Source organism: Paenibacillus sp. MAEPY2, assembly GCF_000499205.1.
Classification (GTDB): domain Bacteria; phylum Bacillota; class Bacilli; order Paenibacillales; family Paenibacillaceae; genus Paenibacillus; species Paenibacillus vandeheii.
Genome location: NZ_AWUK01000021.1, coordinates 37,575 through 56,073 on the forward strand (window position 1 = coordinate 37,575; position 18,499 = coordinate 56,073).

An 18,499-nucleotide genomic window follows, 5' to 3' on the forward strand; every position below is an offset into this window, starting at 1 on the left:
TAGACATAATAATTCCTAGTCTAACTATAATCGTATTATCAAAAAACTTCTATCAGTAAATGGCACCATCGTAGGAGAATTCCCCCGCTTGTCACCCTGTTTTTGCAGCGTTCTGATCCCGCTTCCAAACTTGCAAAAACATAGATAAGGAATGGGGATATCCCCATTCCTTATCTATGTTTTTGGTTAAGCATTCTGCATCATCAACTGTAAAACTTCTTTGATTCAAACAAAATACTCTATTCTGAAGCTTGTCCCTTGTCAGAAGGCTTCAGCTTACGTTTGTATCGGCTATGCTATTCTTTCTTTTTGGCAATCACAAGCACTTTGCCTTTATCGAGTTCACTCTCATAAAAATCTGCCTCAGCTTCGGTAAAGCCCATCGAAACAATTTTGGCCCGGAGTTCATCGCCACGGGAGCGGAACAGATTCGCCATGGAATCAAATACGCCTTCTTCCTTAATACCAATCTCTTTGGCGTCGGCCGTATCGGCAATCCGATCTGTACGATCCTTTTCATGGGCCAGAACGAAGATATGATCAGCAAGGTATCCGGTAATCTGCAATTCTTTCACCGCTTCTACCGCTTGGACTCCGTTTTCTACCACTTTTGCATAAGCTTGCGCATTGGTTGAATTCATCGTTTCCACTCTCCTCTGATTGATCTTCTTTATCGAGCTACTTAATATATAACCATATGATATGGGACTGAAACGTTTCTGGATTAACCAATCCTAGGAAACTGATTCATCAAAGAGATCTATTCCTTCAATCTGATTGGAGCCTGGCTTCATATAAACTTTCAACGCCTGACTTCCCCGAAGGAATACTTCTCCATCCTCTGCTACATAATACGGCTTGCCCAAAGCATCCCGAATGTCCTCAATATCCATATCAACCCACTCCTGATTAAGCTTCAGACGTTTCTCGGAAGCATCAATATGCACATAATTGACCACTCCTGTATCTTCGCAGAGCCCAACGGTTACATCTTTGAATTCATACTCCGGACAACCCAGATAGGGATCATGTTCCTTATGAACCGGTTGACCTTTACTGGCTAAAATATCATCGATGCTGTCATCCAGAGAAATGTCATTCAGAGTCCGAAAATGCTGGACAGGTCCGGATCGATCAGCAGCCAGAACTATCTCTGGTGTCTCCTCTTTCGCTACCGTCCATTGCATATCATGAGCAGCGGGTACCGCTGCCGGTTGAACGGAAAAGGGAGAAATTACGCTAAACATAACAAGCAGTAGTTTCATCATGATTCTCACCCTTTCTTCAGGTTCATCACCGCTCTGAAGACTTCTGTTGATTACAAAACGGTCATGCTATTTCCGCATACGTTGCCATACATTAGCGGCTACATCCACATATTTCAGCCAGCTTTTTGCGCCCTTGGCATCTTCATGATATGTAGCTTCATAGGATTGCAGTGTCCGATCTGTCGATGTAGCAGGTGGCGTCTGTACTACATTCGCTACTTCTGATCGTTTACTCTGTTCACTGCTGCTGCGTTTCGTCTGAAACTTGGCCATCAGCGTGGATGATACCTGCTTTGCGGCTTCCGTCACTTCGTTCAGCACTTCCCCCAAATTTTGTACAGATTCCATAACAGGATCAATTTGTTTCATTTTGTGCTGCACATCAACTGTAATATCATTAGCATGCCTTACTGTCTGTTTTACTTCATAACTAAGCTCATCAATGGTCTTTTGAACTTCCTGCAGTGTCTGTGACACATTGTCGAGTGAACCCTGAGCGGACTTCAAGGTACGAATTAAAAAGAATACAAGTACTGCAAATGCAATTGCAATTAAAGCCACACTAATTTGATAGATCATAAAAGAACCTCACTTTCCAGTATAAATCGGTTTTGTTATTGCTTAGTTACCCGACCAATTCCGAGGCGAAACAAATAGAAGATGAACTGTGAAATCAGCACAACCTGGTAAAATATCACAATGTTTCAACCCGAAAGGCCTCGGTTAAAGAACAACTACACACGGCAGTGAGACGAACACTTCTCGCTACCCAGTTCTATAAACGAAAGGATGATACCCATGTTGAAATGGTCGGTACTATTTCTAATTATTGCTCTTGTTGCAGGTATTTTCGGATTCTTCGGTATTGTTGAAGCAGCTGCTTCTATTGCCAAAGTACTCTTCTTCATCTTTGTTGTACTGTTCGTCATCTCCCTGATTACGGGACGCAGCCGAATGCGATGAATGGGGCTTCTCCCCTTATGAACAGCACACGATACATACAAAAGCCTATCGCGCTTGCAAAAGCCGGTAGGCTTTTGTGCGTTTATAGCATCTTTTTTTGCAACAATGATGCCCAAAGCAAATTACGACTTATCTCTATTATGTATTACGCTCCCTTCTCGTCTATTCCACCCCTTCTCCCCGACTAGATCATAAAAGACAGGACCATTATGACGTAGTCAACCCGGTTTTCTCCCACCGAAGTATGATATATATAGGCTCTCCTTATACCCACATATGCTCCAGTTGACACTGGAGAAACCAAGAAAATATTGTTATAATTTGTGTTTCACAAGTGAGCTCGCTTGGTTACTTTTAACACAGGACAACAAAACTACATACCTAACCGAGGAGGAAAAACAAATGAAAAAAATCGTAAGTTTTGCCGCTGCTCTGACTTTGATGGGTTCCATGGCTGCTGCCGCAGGTGCTGAGGAAGCGGTTACCGGGACGGTAACTCCAGAAACAGGAACACAGGCAACCACAACAACGCCTGCGGTTGAAGTGAACAAACCTGCTGTAGACACTGTAGAAGGCACAGCTGAGACTGTTACTGGCACAACAGAGGACACAACGGGTACGGAAGGTACTTCAACAACTACTGAAACTACAACTCCAACAACGGACGACAAAATGTTTGATGAACCTGTTGTGAAAGCAGGAGATGAGGTTCTGGTCCCTACGATGCTGCTCAACCTGTTGGAGCGCACATGGTTCTATGACACACCTAATGGCAAGCCGATCGGTGCACTGGGTTCCCAAATCATCGATACAACAGGTGAAGTTGTAGATGGATTCGACGGCGGTCAGTGGGTACAAGTATATACGTGGAAAGGCAAAGCTTGGATCCACGTTGCTATTCAATAGTATCGTATAATCGTTCTAACGATAAGTAAAGAGGACAGCGCTCAGGCAGCGGCTGTCCTCTTTTCATTTCAAAAGCGTTTATTTCGGGTGGTCTCTCCCGGTTTTAAGGGCTTCCCGTAGTTCCATCTTTCATCTTAGGCTCCACATGTACATGTACATGCATAATATTATGCGAACGTTTCAATCGCTCTTCGACCCGGTCACAGATCTGATGTCCTTCGATCAGGCTCAGTCCTCCATCCACCTCAATAACCACATCCACCAATACATGACTACCATGCACACGCGCCTTCACGTCCTTGATCATCTCTACACCAGGCACCCGAGCCACAGATGATCTTAGATCTGTCAGTTCTTTCTGATCAAATCCGTCTGTCAGACGATGTGTAGAATCCCGGAAGATCTCCCATGCTGTCTTACAGATCAACAGACCAACAGCAATTGCAGCTACTTTGTCCAACCAAGGAAGACCGAATTGTGCACCGATGATACCGATTGCAGCCCCGATGCTAACCCAAGCATCCGATCGATTATCTTTGGCTGCAGCCATCAGGGCCTGACTGTTAATTTGTTTGGCAAGACGATGATTGTAACGATATACGCCCAGCATCACCAGCGCACAGGCAACCGCAACCGCTGCTGACCACAGGTTCGGTGCAACAAAGTTCCCTTCATACCAGGAACGAACCGCTTCAACCAATACCTGCAGGCCAACCATGGCCATAATAAATGAAGCAATTAGGGCAGCGACTGTTTCCGCTCTAAAGTGACCATAGGCATGATCGGAATCAGGCGGCTTCTGGGATATGCGAAGTCCGATCAATACAGCAACAGACGCAACAATATCTGTAAGGTTATTGAAACCATCTGCCAGCAAAGCACTGGAAGCAAATAAATATCCGCAGATCAACTTAAAAGCAGACAAGACCAGATAGGCCACAATACTGACCCAAGCCCCGCGCTCTCCTTTGCGTATTTCTTCATAGGCGTTCAAACCGGGCGACACTCCTTTAACGTTTCGTATTACGGTTGTTCCATGTTACCAAATGCGTCCTGTGTGGGTCTATAGAAACAGTGTTGCCAAGCTGCATTGCTGTAGGGGAGCCGAAACAAAGTTGCCAGACCGCAGCGCTGTAGACGAAGAGAAAAAATGTTGGCCCAGTCAAAAAAGTGAAGGATTTCAGCATTTTATCAGGTTGCCCTTGTGGGGCTTTTGTAAAACGTATAAAATGAGTACATCCCGTCCAATTTGGACGGCTTACTGTAAGACCGGGAGGGAATAACGATGAGCGATAATACTGAACCGAAAAAAGTCAGTTTGCAGGATGCCATACGCCAAAAACTGGCGCAGAAGAAAGAACAGGCAAACACAGGTAACCAATCCAGTGCCTATTTTGAAGGCGGCCCCAAAGCAATGAAGAGCCAGAACAACAAAAAGCCTAACAACCAACGCCGCCGTACAGGCGGGTCATAGACCGTAAGAAGCTCTTGTATGAGATGTTTCTAAGGTTACAGGATCACCCTGTATGACCAAAAAAAAGAACCGCAGGCCCTCCACTGGAGAGCTTGCGGTTCTTTTAGTTCCATACGCAATGTAAACAGATTAGCTTATCTTAAGCTTCTACTGGATACATTTTGTTACGCAATTCTTTAATTTCGTCACTTTCCAGATACTCATCATAGCTCATTTGACGGTCAATGACGCCATTTGGCGTGATTTCGATAATCCGGTTAGCAATGGTTTGAATGAACTGATGGTCATGCGATGTAAACAGCATGGTGCCGTCAAAATCAATCATACCGTTGTTCAGTGCGGTAATGGATTCGAGATCCAAGTGGTTCGTTGGCTCATCCAGAATCAGAGCATTGGCGCCCGTTTGCATCATTTTTGCCAGCATACAGCGGACTTTCTCTCCCCCGGAGAGTACACTTGCTTTCTTCAGGGATTCCTCACCTGAGAACAGCATACGACCCAAGAATCCACGCAGGTACGTTTCATCCTGATCCTTGGAATATTGACGCAGCCAATCTACGAGACTCATATCTACTCCGTCAAAATACTTGGAGTTGTCTTTCGGGAAATAAGCCTGGGTAGTCGTAATCCCCCAAGTGTATTCGCCACTATCCGCTTCTGTTTCACCCATAAGGATATCAAACAACAACGATTTGGCATTACCGTTCGGGCCAACAAAGGCGATTTTATCCCCTTTATTCACGACAAAGCTGAGATCATTCAGCATGTTCACACCATCAATCGTTTTGCTGATGCGGTCAACGGTCAACAATTGTTTACCCGCTTCACGCTCCGGCTTGAAGTTGATGAACGGGTATTTCCGGTTCGATGGACGAAGGTCATCCAACGTGATTTTGTCGAGCTGTTTCTTCCGTGAAGTCGCTTGCTTCGATTTGGAAGCATTCGCAGAGAAACGTTGAATAAAGGCTTGCAGCTCTTTAATCTTCTCTTCTTTTTTCTTGTTGGCATCACGTTGCAAAGCAAGAGCCAATTGACTGGATTCATACCAGAAATCGTAGTTACCTACGTACAGTTGAATTTTACCAAAGTCGATATCGGCAATGTGTGTACATACTTTATTCAGGAAGTGACGGTCATGGGATACCACAATAACAGTACCTTCATAATCCATGAGGAAGTTCTCCAGCCATTGAATGGATTCGAGATCCAAGTGGTTGGTAGGCTCATCGAGCAGCAGGTTGTTTGGACGACCAAACAGAGCTTGTGCCAGCAGGACACGAACTTTTTCGTTACCGCTCAGATCAACCATTTTCTTCTCATGCATGTCACGTTCGATACCCAGGCCGATCAGGAGTGCCGCTGCATCCGGCTCAGCATCCCAGCCGTTCAACTCAGCAAACTCACCTTCAAGCTCACCTGCGCGCAATCCATCTTCTTCTGTAAAGTCCGCTTTGGCATACAGCGTATCTTTCTCTTTCATAATGGCATAGAGGCGACTGTGGCCCATAATTACCGTTTCGAGCACTGGAAACTCATCATATTCGAAGTGGTTTTGCTTCAAAACGGCCATGCGTTCGCCCGGGGTGATGTGCACCTCTCCCGAGTTCGATTCAATTTCACCGGACAAAATTTTCAAAAATGTTGATTTGCCGGCTCCGTTGGCGCCGATCAGTCCGTAACAGTTGCCTGGCGTGAACTTGATATTCACATCTTCAAAAAGTGCACGTTTTCCGTAGCGGAGCGTGATGCCGCTTGTACTAATCATTAAGCATACCATCCTTTATTTAATATTCTGCATACTGCATGAATAGCAACTAATTTAATCATGGATTCAATATCCCGTAGCCTATTCTGGCACCATATTATAACACAAAAAAGCGGCAAATTCGAAAATTGGCCGCTTTTTAATCGCTAAAGATTTGGTAAATGTACCGTTCATGCGGGTATACCCTTACATTAGCATATCTAGCTCACTTTTGTTAGTCTTGTTTACTTTCTTCGTGCCGGATGCGGAGTGTCTCGCCATGTCCCAACACCCGAATGCGCTCTGGGTTGATTCCCAGTCGTTCTCGTTCCACTTCCATTCGATCGAGTGCTTCCTTGGGTGTATCATCCGCCAGCTTAAACGTTCCATAATGCATGGGGACCATAAGCTGTGAACCTGTTTCTACAAAGCCCTGCAGCGCTTCTTCCGGCGTCACATGCTGTGATGTCATGAACCACTCGGGCTCGTATGCGCCGATTGGCATCAGGGTGACACCGATGTCAAAGCGTTCTCCAATGGTTTTGAATCCCTGAAAGTATCCTGTATCCCCCACAAAATAAATAACAGGCGGGCCGCCGGGAGGATTAGCAACTGATGCTGATGTTTCTGATGGATCATCCGTTCCAGCTGCTCGGGAATTTTCATGAGCACGGTCTTGACTCGTCGCAGCAGTCTCTTCAGACGGGACAACTGCAGGATGATGCTGTTCCAATACATAACCGCCCCAATGGGACATGTTGGTATCAAATAGGGTTCGGCGCGTCCAGTGCTGCGCTGGTACAAAGGTTATTTTGACACGGCCAAGCGTAATATGTTCCCACCATTTCATCTCATGACACCGATGGAATCCTTTGCGCACCATTTTGCGCTTCAGTCCATCGGGAACAATGAGCAGCGTCTTGGCCGTGACCAATTTCCGCAGCGATGCGAGATGCAAATGATCATAGTGGGAATGCGAGATCAGAATGACATCCAGAGGCGGAATATCCTGAATCGGAATGCCAGGCGCACCGAGTCTGCGCTGAAATCCCATTTTTTCGGCCCAAACCGGGTCTGTCACGATGTTTAATCCATGATATTGAATAAAAAATGTGGAATGTCCAATCCAGGTAATCGTGGTTTCAGCCTGGTTGGCATGCAGATAATCCAGTTCAGGTGGGTGCTTGGGCACGGTGTAGGAATAATCCTTAACTTTGCTGCGCCGCTGCTCCCTCCATTGCTTGAATTCCTTCAGCGTTTTGTCCGTACTTACATTATCAATGTTGTTATAACGGATTTTCGGCATGAAAGGGCCCTCCTCCCCTCCTCTGTATCTTAACAAAAGATTACCCCGAATTGGAAAGTACGTACCAACGAATCAATCCCTTGGATTTTTGCATTTCGCCAAATAGATGAACAGAAACGCAATTGCAGCCACAATGATCAGTGGTGGGGCGTACATAATCGTAAAGGTCTCAAAAAAACTCAACCCCGTTATACCGGGAATCCCCGTCACTCCCGCGTCAGAGCTGAGAAGCAACCTTGGAAGCATGATGAACAGCATGTTGGGAAGCATGAATGGACTCATCCTTTCTTTTTACCAGCATTACCGCGCACATAATTGGCATCAAACAGAAACAGCTTCATAATGAGCACGAGTGAAGGAATGAGCACCAGCAGTCCAAGGCTGAACGCCGTAATAAGCGCAATACCCATCGTCTTGTTCGTAAAGCTGTCGTAAATATTAATGTACGGATACAGAATGTATGGAAGATGCGAGCGCCCATAGCCGTACCAGGCAAAGGCAAACTGCAGCATGACGGCGATAAAGCACCAGCCCATATATTTACGTTTCCATACCAGCGAGACGGCGATCACAAAACAGATAAAAGATGCGATGAACATCCAAGAGATATTCAGCATCTGCTCAAAGTGTGCGGGATTCTGTTTGTTGATCTGCAAAAATGCCAGAAAGCTGGCAAAGATCGTAGGCAGACTCCATAGGAGCGCATATTCCCGCAGGACTTCAAACGCAGTCTCATCCTCCGCCCGCTTGGCGTAGTAGGAAAGAAACATCGCAGAGATATACAGCACACTTACCAAAGCAAGCAATACAACAGACCAGGTATACGGATTCGTCAGAAACTCACGCCAGCGAAAAAATACCTGGTCACCCACCTGCTCAATAATTCCACCTTCGGATATCGCCAAAATGGTGGAAAATACCGCCGGAATCAGCAATCCCGTTGCTCCGTACAATGCCATGTAGATCCGGCTGTTCTGCCCATGGTTCCCGTAGGTGTTATAGGCGTAGTACACGCCCCGGATGGCAAGCAGCACAATGGCCAATGAACCTGGAACAAGCAGCGCTGTCCCGTAATAAAAGGCGCTATCCGGATAAAATCCGACCAGACCGACAACAAAAAAGATCAGAAACACATTCGTCACTTCCCACACGGGGGAGAGATAGCGCTGAATAATGTTATGAATTTTGTTCTCGTGTCCGCTTAATATGCTGTAAAAGCTGAAAAATCCGGCTCCAAAATCAATCGAAGCCACGATCAGATATCCAAACAGAAACGTCCACAAGATCGCGATGCCTGCAATTTCAAAACTCAATGCACGATCCCTCCTTCCAGACCGAGAGACTCCAGTTCCTTCTCTGCTTCCTTGTTACGGAACAGCTTGCTGAGTACCCGGATTGCGGAGAAGCAAAGGATCAGGTACAGCAGAATAAACAGAATCAGCATCCACCCCACGGAGGTTGACGTTGTTGCGGCTTCCGACACCTTCATGTAACCGCGCAATATCCAGGGCTGCCTGCCAACCTCGGCAAACATCCAGCCCAGTTCAATGGCAATCATGGCCAGCGGCCCGAGCAGGACGATGCCGAGCAGCAGCCATTTGGGATAAGGCTTGCGCCCAGGCAGCCAGCGACGGATTACATAGAGCACCGGAATCAGCAGAATGATCACGCCGGTCGTCACTTTAAGGTCAAACATATAGTGAATGGACAACGGCGGCCTGAGATCGGCCGGAAATTCTTCCAGCCCTTTCACTTCCGTGTCGGGTCTGTTTCCCGCCAATATGCTGAGTGCATAGGGAATCTCAATGGCGTATTTCACTTCATTGTTCTCGTCAAGAATGCCCCCATAGACCAGCGGCGCCTTCGTCATTGTTTTGAAATGCCACTCCGCGGCGGCCAGCTTCTCCGGTTGGTATTTCGCCAGAAATTTACCGGAAGAATCTCCGATCATGACCGTGCTGACCGCAAATACGAGTGCACATACCGTTGTGAGTTTAAGTGCTTTTTTATAATAGACATGGTTCCGACCCCGCAGCAGACTGAACGCGGCGATACCTGCGAGAACCCCTGCACTTAAGGTATACGAAGAGGCAAGCACATGAGATACCTTCGTTGGGGTAGCCGGATTCAGCATCGCGGCAATCGGATGGATATCCTTCATGATGCCATTAATCAGGGTAAACCCCTGAGGTTGGTTCATAAAAGAATTCACCGTTGTGATGAATATCGCAGAGGCAGAGGAACCCAACGCCACCGGAATAAGCAGCAGCATATGCGTATATTTCTTTTTGAAACGGTCCCATGTGTAAAGGTAAATGCCAAGAAAGATCGCCTCCACAAAAAAGGCGAACGTCTCCATAAACAGTGGCAAGGCAATCGCCTGCCCCGCTACTCGCATAAACATCGGCCACAGCAGGCTGAGCTGTAAACCGATGGAGGTGCCTGTAACCACACCCACGGCAACGGTAATGACAAAACCACGCGCCCATCTGCGCGCCAGCAAGGTGTAATGGATATCATTGGTGCGCAATCCGCGCCATTCAGCCAAGGCAATCATGAGTGGAACACCTACACCGATGGAGGCAAAAATGATGTGCACAAACAGGGTAAGACCGGTAAGCATCCGGCTGAGTAGAACAGGGTCCAGGGATGACATGGGGTTACACTCCTCTTTCACATAATCATTATGTACGACTTCATACCGTCTGGATGACGATATGACTCAATAACTCATGATCCGGATAATACTTTTGACAACGGCATATAGCACAATCACGGCTGCGACCAAGCAGACGATAATAAGGGTTTTCTCTTGTTTACGGAACATAGACCTGCCGTCCTCCTTTTGCATGGAATGCAAATTATTGGCTCTATAGACAGTTTGCAAAAGAAGTTGTTTTTTTATCCGGGAAATTTTGAAAAACAAAAAAGCCCTTATCGATTTCAGGATGAAAGCATCCTTTCCGATAAAGACTTTCTCTTGCCTTACACGAGTTCGTCTTGCTTGGGCAATCGAACCTTGAACGTACTTCCTTTGAGCGGCGCGGATGTAAAGGTGAGCGTACCCTGGTGGTCCTCTACAATTTTGCGCGAAATGTAAAGCCCCAGTCCAGTCCCGCCAATCTGGCGATGATCCGAATTGTCCACACGATAAAACTTCGTAAACAGTAGGTCCTGCACGTTCTCTGGAATACCTATACCATAATCACGTACATCGATGCATAACCATTCTTTCTCTTCCCACAGCGTAATATCAATTCGGTCTGCTCCAGGCGAGTACTTGACCGCGTTACCAATCAAATTATGGAGCACCTGAACCATACGGTTCTGGTCCGCATAAGCAAAAAAGTCTCCATTAAATGCATGCACATAGATGCGCTGAATGGATTGCATATTCCATTGCTCTGCAACACCCTCAACCAGTTCAAGCAAAGGTACATAGGTCTTGTGGTAGGTCATGCCTTCATTGTCTAAACGTTGAATATCAAGTACATCATCCAGCAGACTACTCAGCCGCGAGCCTTCCGAGGATATGGTTTCCATGAACTCCTGACGCTGTGAAGCAGGAAGATCATACATCATCATTAGTTCCACATAGCCCATAATGGTCGCTACAGGGGTACGAAGCTCATGCGAGACCACACTGATCAGTTCGTTTTTCATCCGATTCAGACGTTCTTCCTCCGTACGATCGCGGAACACCAGCAGAAATCCATGGTTTTTACCGGGAACATCCACTTGCTTCATGTACAGGGAAAATACACTCTTTTCCACATCATTGAATATAAATTCAGTTTCAACAAAAGCCTGTTCTCCGTCCAGAAATGCACGCGTCTGTTCCATCAAATTGAAATCGGGGGTTAACACCATGGTGTCAATCGCATTGGCTAGATCCTCAATGGACCTACCTGAAAAATCTCCGAGACCAAACATTTCTTCAATTCTTCTGTTCACTATCGTGATGGTGCCAGACCGATCAGACATGACCAGACCTTCCCGAACGGATTCAATGAAATGCTCGCTAATGTCCCGCTGCTCCTGAATAGCAACTTTTTCGTGAAACAGTTCAGCATTCAGCTTCTCCAAAGCCAGCGCATGACGTACACGTTCTTCCTCAGCTCTTGTCCGCTCGGTAATATCCTTGATAAACAAGTTATACAGCGTTTCGTTATTGCCCAACTGAATTTCTACAATTTTGTACTCAATCGGAAAAACTGAACCATCCCGGCGTATGCCTGAAATCTCTTCCACAATGTCATGCCTTTTACCCAAGATAAACTCAAATCTTTCCAGCATTTTTTTGATTTCCATATAGCTCGCTCCCTGGAATAGGGATGGGGCTTCCTTCTCGAATATCACTTCTTCCCGTTTTAGTCCAAACATTCTTTCGGCTTCGGGATTAAACTCGATAATCAGCCCGTTCGAATCCACAGCAATAATGGCATCGATGGATGAATCAATAATCGCTCGTTTGATCTCCTCACTATTCTTCAGCTCTTTCGTTCGTTCTTTGACTCTATCTTCCAGGGTGTGCTTGTCCTGGCGAATCTGTTCGAATTGTTCAAGGAGCACATCGGCCATTTTGCGCAGATTGCCAATCAAAATCTGTACTTCTGTTACATGACTGCTCGGCCACTCCATTTTTCCATTACGAAATAACAGCCTTGGTAGAGAGCCAGTCATGCGTGTAAGGCGCTTCAATGGACTTACCACTTTTCGACTGAGCGGAGCGGCTACAATCATGGAAACCATGAAAATGATAAACAACGATTGAAGTGTAGTCAGATAGATCGACTCGATTCGTGTATAATAATGGGCTGAACTGGTCTCAACGAATACTCGGTATGCTGTACTTGTAGTCATATCTGCTTCGTACATGAATGAAGCCTCTTTCCAGTGAGTAAGCACATCACTGTAATAAGCATCACCGGAGCGAAATAAAATGCTGTTCTCCCCTGGATTCAGAAAACGATAATTATTGAAATCAAGATGTTCTCCTACCCGAAGTGTATCCAGCCCTGAAGCAATGACCCTATCATTGGAATCCAGAATAATGACGTTTACGTCCAGCAGATGATGATAGCGCTCCATGCTCTGCTGCATGTTCTCATTGGTTAAATATTGTTCATTTAAATCCTTGATAACTGCATTGGCAGCATGTTTCAGATTCAGCATGATGGTATCATTTATTTGCCCCAATTGTCTGCGACTATCTGCGGACAACAGGATAAGGGAAACAACAACTACAAAGGCTACAACGTATTTAAAAGCAATTCTCGTGAGCGGAATGGTTCCTGTTCGTTTCGACTTCAGTTCACCATTTATAATCCAGAAGTCCACCACTATGCCTGCAATCAGCGCGTTAACCATGCTGATTACAGCGACATGCATATAGCCATACTTTAATTCGTCAAGACTGATGCCCATGATGAAATATCCGTAAAAAATCACTGGCAGTAACATCACAACCCAAAATACGGCGTTGGCTTTTATGATGCTTCCATTTTTCGAGCGTATCTGCCACACCAGCATCCAGATTAATTCGATGAAATGAGCTCCGATCATAAACAGGCTGTTAGGGACCAATTCTGTGCATAACACACCCAAAGAGCTGATCCCTATATAGGTAATGAATCCGTAAATAGCCCCATGTAAGCGCAGGGCAATAAAAGCTGCGGCTATACCGAACATTAGCTGTACACCATAAAATAAAGTTAAGGGAAATATCGTTCCAAGCGTCCCAAGGATAATAAGTATGGCAGTGCCCAGCCACGGAATACGGAGTTTGATTATCACCCAATCTAACACCTTGCTAGCCTTTATGTAGTCCATAGGCAGTTGCCCTCATGACTGATTTCTATGTTTGCATTCAACAACAACGTTGGTTCCTCCCGTAAATAAAGCTCGTAAAATCGACTTTTTTTCCTTTCATCGATCTGATACATTATACTGTAATTACCTCTCCATGTAGCTTTGGGAAATTTTGAATGATCGGCAAATAAGCTACATTCATGGTAAAATACTGAGGTTTGGCTCGAACTCTATACAATTCTCTACATATGCATCCTATATTCTGGAATACAAACATTAAAAAATTTGCAGTATTCCCTCACAAAATTACGACAAATTTCTAGAAATTTCTTAACAAATTCATTTCATCAGGAGTGTGACCTCAATGTCTATTAAAGTACTTCTTATAGAAGATGAGAAAAATCTGGCCGACATGATTGCTTTCTTTCTTGAGGAGGAGGGTTACATAACTGAACGGGTTCATCATGCACGCGAAGCAATTCAACTTTTCCCACGATTCCAGCCTGATATTGTAGTGACTGACTTGATGCTGCCTGAAATGGACGGCAATGATCTGGTTGATGCGTTTCGTCAGCACTCCACTGTACCCATACTCATGATCTCAGCCAGCACCATGCTGAATGATCGGCTCAGAGCATTGCATAATGGTGCGGATGATTTTCTATGTAAACCCTTTAGTCTGAAAGAGCTGGATGCCCGCATGAAAGCTTTACTCCGCAGATCGGCAATCGCCTACCCGAACAAACCGGTAAAAGAGGACAAGCCTACTGAAGTCGCTGGACATGTCAGTGTAAATGAGTACAGACGAACCTTGTTTGTGGATGGTCATGAAATCGAGGTTACGCATATCGAATTTGAGATTATGAAGGAATTGTACCGGAATCCCGGCAAGGTATTTACCCGCAATGAACTTATGGACCGAATTAAGGGCTCAGAGCGGGCATATCTCGACCGTACAATCGATGTGCACATCTCCAGTCTGCGCAAAAAAATTGAGCCCGACCCCAAAAATCCACGGTATATCAAGACGGTTTGGGGAACGGGATATAAATACGTCATTTAGTACACGGCGAAATTACATAACGGCTCATGTCCTCTCTCTGTCATCGTCTCATCGACCGGGTTGAGGGCAGAGCTGTTTTTGATTTGCAGGCAACAGAATGCAGCCACCGCTGGATTTCCATGATCAGTCCTTCGGGTTCTTTCTCTTTCCAGAGAATCAACTTCATCAGACCGGTGCCCGTGATAAGCTGCAAATGGCGCTTGCGAATCAGGGATTGGAAATCTGTTATCACCAGTAAAGGAATCTGAGGCACAAATGCCCGGATGGCATTCGCTGCTGAAACGGCTTGCCCGGCGTCCTGATAATCCACAATACAATAACGGGCTGTCCCCCATTTCGACCCGACCATGCTTTCCATATTTTTTTCTGTCTTAACTGCTGACTCCCTCTTCTCGTCTGTTATCCATTCATTCAACAATTCAATAATATGATCATAATCAATACCACGACTTCCGTCCGAAAGTACGGTAATGGGTTCCATAGCGATTACCTCCAGTTCATTCTCTTGTCTTATTGTGCCAATCTTCATTTAAAAATGTTCGTGTTCTCACATAAAAGAAGTGTTAACTATCTTCGTATATCTTCACAAACGCTGTAAGGTACATTACCCATTTCGCAGTTTGCAGCAATTCATGTAAAATAGGGATATGCCCGTGCCCATTGCGGGAACTTTAAGTATGAATCCGGTACAGGAGGTTATGAACTGATGAATATTGTTTCCATTGAACCAACACCCAGTCCCAATACAATGATGCTGCATCTGGATGAACGTCTGGAGGACGGGATTCGCAGAACATATACACTGGATAACGAACGGTCTGCTCCGGCGTTTATTCGCCAGATGCTACATATTCCCGGAGTAAAAAGTGTATTCCATACGACTGACTTCGTAGCGCTCGACCGCAAGGGAAATGCGGACTGGTCCGTCATTCTTGGCGAAGTTCAAAGTCGTCTGGGGCAGCAGGGAATTGATCTGGATTGGATTGAATCTGAAGATGCCTCTGGTGAGCACTTCGGTGAAGCACAGGTATTCGTTCAATTCTTCAGAGGCGTGCCGATGCAAATTCGGGTCAAAGTCGGCGCGAAGGAAGAACGAATCTCGCTCTCGGATCGGTTCGTCAAAGCGGTGACTGAAGTCGCCAGTGCAACGCTGATCAAGGAACGGAAGCTGAGTGATTATGGCGTTCGCTACGGGGAATTGCCTGAAATTGCAAGAGAAGTGGAACAGGAGCTGGAAGCAGCATATCCGCCAGAACGTCTGGAACGAGTGATCCAACAAGCCATTGAACACGGCACCAATGCGGAAGAGTTCGTGGAACGTCGCCGCCAGCTGGATGGGGCCGAACTTGAAGAGGCTCTAAATAGTGAGGACTGGAATGTACGTTATGCTGCATTTGATGGTATGGAGCCTACAGCAGAACGTCTGCCACTTGTAGCCCATGCACTCCATGACAGTAAAATGCAGATACGCCGACTGGCTGTCGTATATCTCGGTGACATCCGTACACCGGAAGCGATGGAACTGCTGTACGAAGCTCTACAGGATAGTTCGCCTGCTGTACGCCGGACTGCCGGAGATACCCTCTCCGACATCGGTGATCCCGCAGCAACGGCAGCCATGACAGCTACGTTATCCGATAAAAGCAAGCTTGTACGCTGGCGTGCGGCCCGCTTCCTGTACGAAGTGGGGACCGAGGAAGCAGAGCAAGCTCTGCGGAAGGCAGCAGATGACCCTGAGTTTGAAGTTAGCCTGCAAGCCAAAATGGCATTGGAACGGATCGAATCCGGGGAACAGGCAGCCGGAACTGTATGGCAGCAGATGGCCGGGCGTAACAAAACGTCGGAATAGTCCTTTGGATTCATATCCAACAATTGTTATTGCACTGGAATACCATGGGGGTTATACTAATTGTCTGTTTACCAAACAGAACATGGAGCGTTACGTTCTGTGATTTATCAACTTCATAGACAATAGATACACCTCATCATGATGATGAGGTAGAGGTCGCGGGTGCGATCAGTACGCTGAAGGAGGCGCTAAGGAGCCGCTTATGAATTCAGCCGAAAGGTGCACCCGCCGAAGCCCGCAGGACGTTCCTTACGTTGTCCAGCGCGGCTGGGGCTGTTGCCGAAAGGTGCAGAACTGTCACAGATGAATGATACCTTTCTCGGAGGGTATGATTTCTTCTGTGTTGAGCTATCTTAAACATTCGGGACGAGGTGCGGACAATTGATATAAAGACCGCAGGCTAATGCCTGCGGTCTTTTGTGTTATTTGCCATTGTTCTGAACCCATTAGTACACTGAAAGAAGGAGTGTTTCCATGCAAGATCGCAACAACCAAACCACAACAGGGCCCACCCTGAAAAAAGGACTACGCGCACGGCATATGACTATGATTGCACTCGGTGGCTCCATTGGTACAGGGTTGTTCCTCGCAAGTGGAACAGCCATAGCCAATGCAGGTCCCGGCGGTGCACTGATTGCTTACGCTGCCGTCGGCATTATGGTTTTCTTTCTAATGACCAGTCTCGGAGAACTGGCTACCTTCATGCCTGACTCCGGTTCATTCAATACGTATGCGGCCCGCTTTGTCGATCCCGCCCTTGGGTTCGCCATGGGCTGGAACTTCTGGTACAACTGGGCAGTCACCATTGCGGCAGAGCTCGCTGCGGCAACCGTACTCATCAAATACTGGTTCCCTGACAGTTCATCCATGCTGTGGAGTCTGTTGTTTCTCGTATTAATCTTTGCCCTGAATGTGTTGTCCGTCAAAGGATATGGAGAGTCGGAATACTGGTTCGCCATTATCAAAGTCGCTACCGTCATCATCTTCCTTACCGTTGGGGTGCTCATGATCTTCGGCATTATAGGCGGAGAAGCGGTTGGATTCAGCAATTTCACAGTAGGTGACGCACCATTCCATGGCGGATTCTTCGCGGTTCTCGGTGTATTTATGGCCGCCGGGTTCTCTTTCCAGGGAACGGAGCTCATTGGCGTCGCAGCCGGTGAAAGCGAAAATCCGCGTAAAAATGTCCCTCGTGCTATTCGGCAAGTGTTCTGGCGCATTTTGATCTTCTACATTCTGGCGATTACTGTCATCAGTCTGATCATTCCTTACACACATCCGGATCTGCTCAAAGGTGATCTGAACAATATCGGAGTCAGTCCGTTTACCCTTGTCTTTGAAAAGGCAGGCCTGGCCATTGCTGCTTCTGTCATGAATGCCGTTATTCTGACCTCTGTACTGTCAGCCGGGAATTCGGGCATGTATGCTTCAAGTCGTGTCCTGTATGCTCTTGCTCGAGATGGCAAAGCACCTCGCTTTCTCGGTCGGCTGAACAAAAAGGGCATTCCAATGAATGCCCTGCTCTTGACTACAGCAGTGGGTATGCTTGCTTTTCTAGCCTCCCTTTTCGGTGATGGCATTGTATACACCTGGCTGCTTAATGCATCCGGTATGTGTGGCTTTATCACCTGGCTTGGCATTGCCATCAGCCATTATCGCTTCCGCCGTGCTTATGTGGCTCAGGGACGGGATTTGAACGATCTGCCCTACCGTGCACGCTGGTTCCCATTTGGGCCAATCTTTGCTTTTGTATTATGTATCATCGTCATTGTTGGACAGAACTATCAGGCGTTCACGGGCGATCAGATCGATTGGAGCGGAGCCCTCGTCGCTTACTTGAGCGTTCCATTGTTCTTGGTATTATGGCTGGGTTATAAATTTGTTAAGAAAACAAAAGTCGTACCGCTACAGGATTGCGATTTTACTCCATCTTCAGAATGATTATACCCAAATAATGATATTGATCAGCATTGGGTTACTCCATTTAAATCAAACAGGCAGCCTTCCTTCTTTCTACGAAAGAAAAGGCTGCCTGTTTGATTTGTCCAGGTTTTGTATATGTCCCTATGTTTACAATAGAACAGTTAATCTATTTTTGGACAAAAGGGGTACACG

17 protein-coding genes and 1 riboswitch are annotated in these 18,499 nt (G+C 46.3%); of the genes, 6 read left to right on the forward strand and 11 right to left on the reverse strand.

Going from position 1 to position 18,499, the window contains the following annotated elements; genetic code table 11:
- Positions 1-296: 296 nt before the first annotated feature.
- From P364_RS0117395 to P364_RS0117405, 3 genes are all read right to left on the reverse strand, one after another.
- Complete coding sequence (locus tag P364_RS0117395) at positions 297-641, reverse strand: general stress protein (protein ID WP_024631365.1); 345 nt, start codon at positions 639-641, stop codon at positions 297-299.
- 93 nt (positions 642-734) lie between these two features.
- The gene (locus tag P364_RS0117400) at positions 735-1,268 is read right to left on the reverse strand and encodes a hypothetical protein (protein ID WP_024631366.1); all 534 of its coding nucleotides are present in this window, start codon (positions 1,266-1,268) and stop codon (positions 735-737) included.
- 66 nt (positions 1,269-1,334) lie between these two features.
- Positions 1,335-1,847 (reverse strand): DUF948 domain-containing protein, encoded by a 513-nt coding sequence (locus P364_RS0117405; protein WP_024631367.1) that lies wholly within the window; start codon positions 1,845-1,847, stop codon positions 1,335-1,337.
- Positions 1,848-2,066: 219 nt separating this feature from the next.
- On the opposite strand from P364_RS0117405, the gene P364_RS36915 reads away from it, so the two are divergent.
- Entirely contained in the window at positions 2,067-2,231 is a 165-nt protein-coding gene (locus tag P364_RS36915; RefSeq protein WP_017692264.1) for a DUF1328 domain-containing protein, read from the forward strand.
- Positions 2,232-2,633: 402 nt separating this feature from the next.
- Complete coding sequence (locus tag P364_RS0117415) at positions 2,634-3,137, forward strand: hypothetical protein (RefSeq protein WP_024631368.1); 504 nt, start codon at positions 2,634-2,636, stop codon at positions 3,135-3,137.
- 103 nt (positions 3,138-3,240) lie between these two features.
- Here P364_RS0117415 and P364_RS0117420 read toward each other — a convergent pair whose 3' ends face one another.
- Complete coding sequence (locus P364_RS0117420) at positions 3,241-4,131, reverse strand: cation diffusion facilitator family transporter (RefSeq protein WP_024631369.1); 891 nt, start codon at positions 4,129-4,131, stop codon at positions 3,241-3,243.
- Between the two features lie 291 nt (positions 4,132-4,422).
- On the opposite strand from P364_RS0117420, the gene P364_RS0117425 reads away from it, so the two are divergent.
- Complete coding sequence (locus tag P364_RS0117425) at positions 4,423-4,611, forward strand: hypothetical protein (RefSeq protein WP_024631370.1); 189 nt, start codon at positions 4,423-4,425, stop codon at positions 4,609-4,611.
- Between the two features lie 139 nt (positions 4,612-4,750).
- On the opposite strand, the gene P364_RS0117430 is transcribed toward P364_RS0117425, so the two are convergent.
- The 6 genes from P364_RS0117430 to P364_RS36250 all read right to left on the reverse strand — a co-directional run bounded on the left by P364_RS0117430 (position 4,751) and on the right by P364_RS36250 (position 13,457).
- Positions 4,751-6,376, reverse strand: a complete 1,626-nt coding sequence (locus tag P364_RS0117430; RefSeq protein WP_024631371.1) for an ABC-F family ATP-binding cassette domain-containing protein — start codon at positions 6,374-6,376, stop codon at positions 4,751-4,753.
- A 214-nt stretch (positions 6,377-6,590) separates the two neighbouring features.
- Positions 6,591-7,661, reverse strand: a complete 1,071-nt coding sequence (locus P364_RS0117435) for an MBL fold metallo-hydrolase (protein ID WP_024631372.1) — start codon at positions 7,659-7,661, stop codon at positions 6,591-6,593.
- 72 nt (positions 7,662-7,733) lie between these two features.
- Positions 7,734-7,931: a cytochrome bd oxidase small subunit CydS gene (gene cydS, locus P364_RS37845; RefSeq protein WP_029881058.1), complete on the reverse strand. Its 198-nt coding sequence runs from the start codon at positions 7,929-7,931 to the stop codon at positions 7,734-7,736.
- 8 nt (positions 7,932-7,939) lie between these two features.
- Positions 7,940-8,974, reverse strand: coding sequence for a cytochrome d ubiquinol oxidase subunit II (locus P364_RS0117445; RefSeq protein ID WP_024631373.1), 1,035 nt, complete (start codon positions 8,972-8,974; stop codon positions 7,940-7,942).
- Positions 8,971-10,317, reverse strand: coding sequence for a cytochrome ubiquinol oxidase subunit I (locus P364_RS0117450; protein WP_024631374.1), 1,347 nt, complete (start codon positions 10,315-10,317; stop codon positions 8,971-8,973). The genes P364_RS0117445 and P364_RS0117450 overlap by 4 nt, the downstream gene beginning before the upstream one ends.
- Before the next feature lie 329 nt (positions 10,318-10,646).
- The gene (locus P364_RS36250) at positions 10,647-13,457 is read right to left on the reverse strand and encodes an ATP-binding protein (protein WP_161634232.1); all 2,811 of its coding nucleotides are present in this window, start codon (positions 13,455-13,457) and stop codon (positions 10,647-10,649) included.
- A 379-nt stretch (positions 13,458-13,836) separates the two neighbouring features.
- Between P364_RS36250 and P364_RS0117465 the strand changes: the two genes are divergently transcribed.
- Complete coding sequence (locus tag P364_RS0117465) at positions 13,837-14,535, forward strand: response regulator transcription factor (protein ID WP_024631376.1); 699 nt, start codon at positions 13,837-13,839, stop codon at positions 14,533-14,535.
- A gap of 40 nt (positions 14,536-14,575) precedes the next feature.
- Here P364_RS0117465 and P364_RS0117470 read toward each other — a convergent pair whose 3' ends face one another.
- On the reverse strand, positions 14,576-15,016 hold the full coding sequence (locus tag P364_RS0117470) for a hypothetical protein (protein ID WP_024631377.1): 441 nt from the start codon (positions 15,014-15,016) through the stop codon (positions 14,576-14,578).
- Positions 15,017-15,241: 225 nt separating this feature from the next.
- On the opposite strand from P364_RS0117470, the gene P364_RS0117475 reads away from it, so the two are divergent.
- A complete protein-coding gene (locus P364_RS0117475; protein WP_024631378.1) occupies positions 15,242-16,384 on the forward strand; it encodes a virulence factor in 1,143 nt (380 codons plus the stop codon).
- Between the two features lie 142 nt (positions 16,385-16,526).
- Positions 16,527-16,743: riboswitch (Lysine riboswitch) on the forward strand.
- Positions 16,744-16,858: 115 nt separating this feature from the next.
- A complete protein-coding gene (locus P364_RS0117480; RefSeq protein ID WP_024631379.1) occupies positions 16,859-18,325 on the forward strand; it encodes an amino acid permease in 1,467 nt (488 codons plus the stop codon).
- The last annotated feature ends 174 nt before the right edge of the window (positions 18,326-18,499 follow it).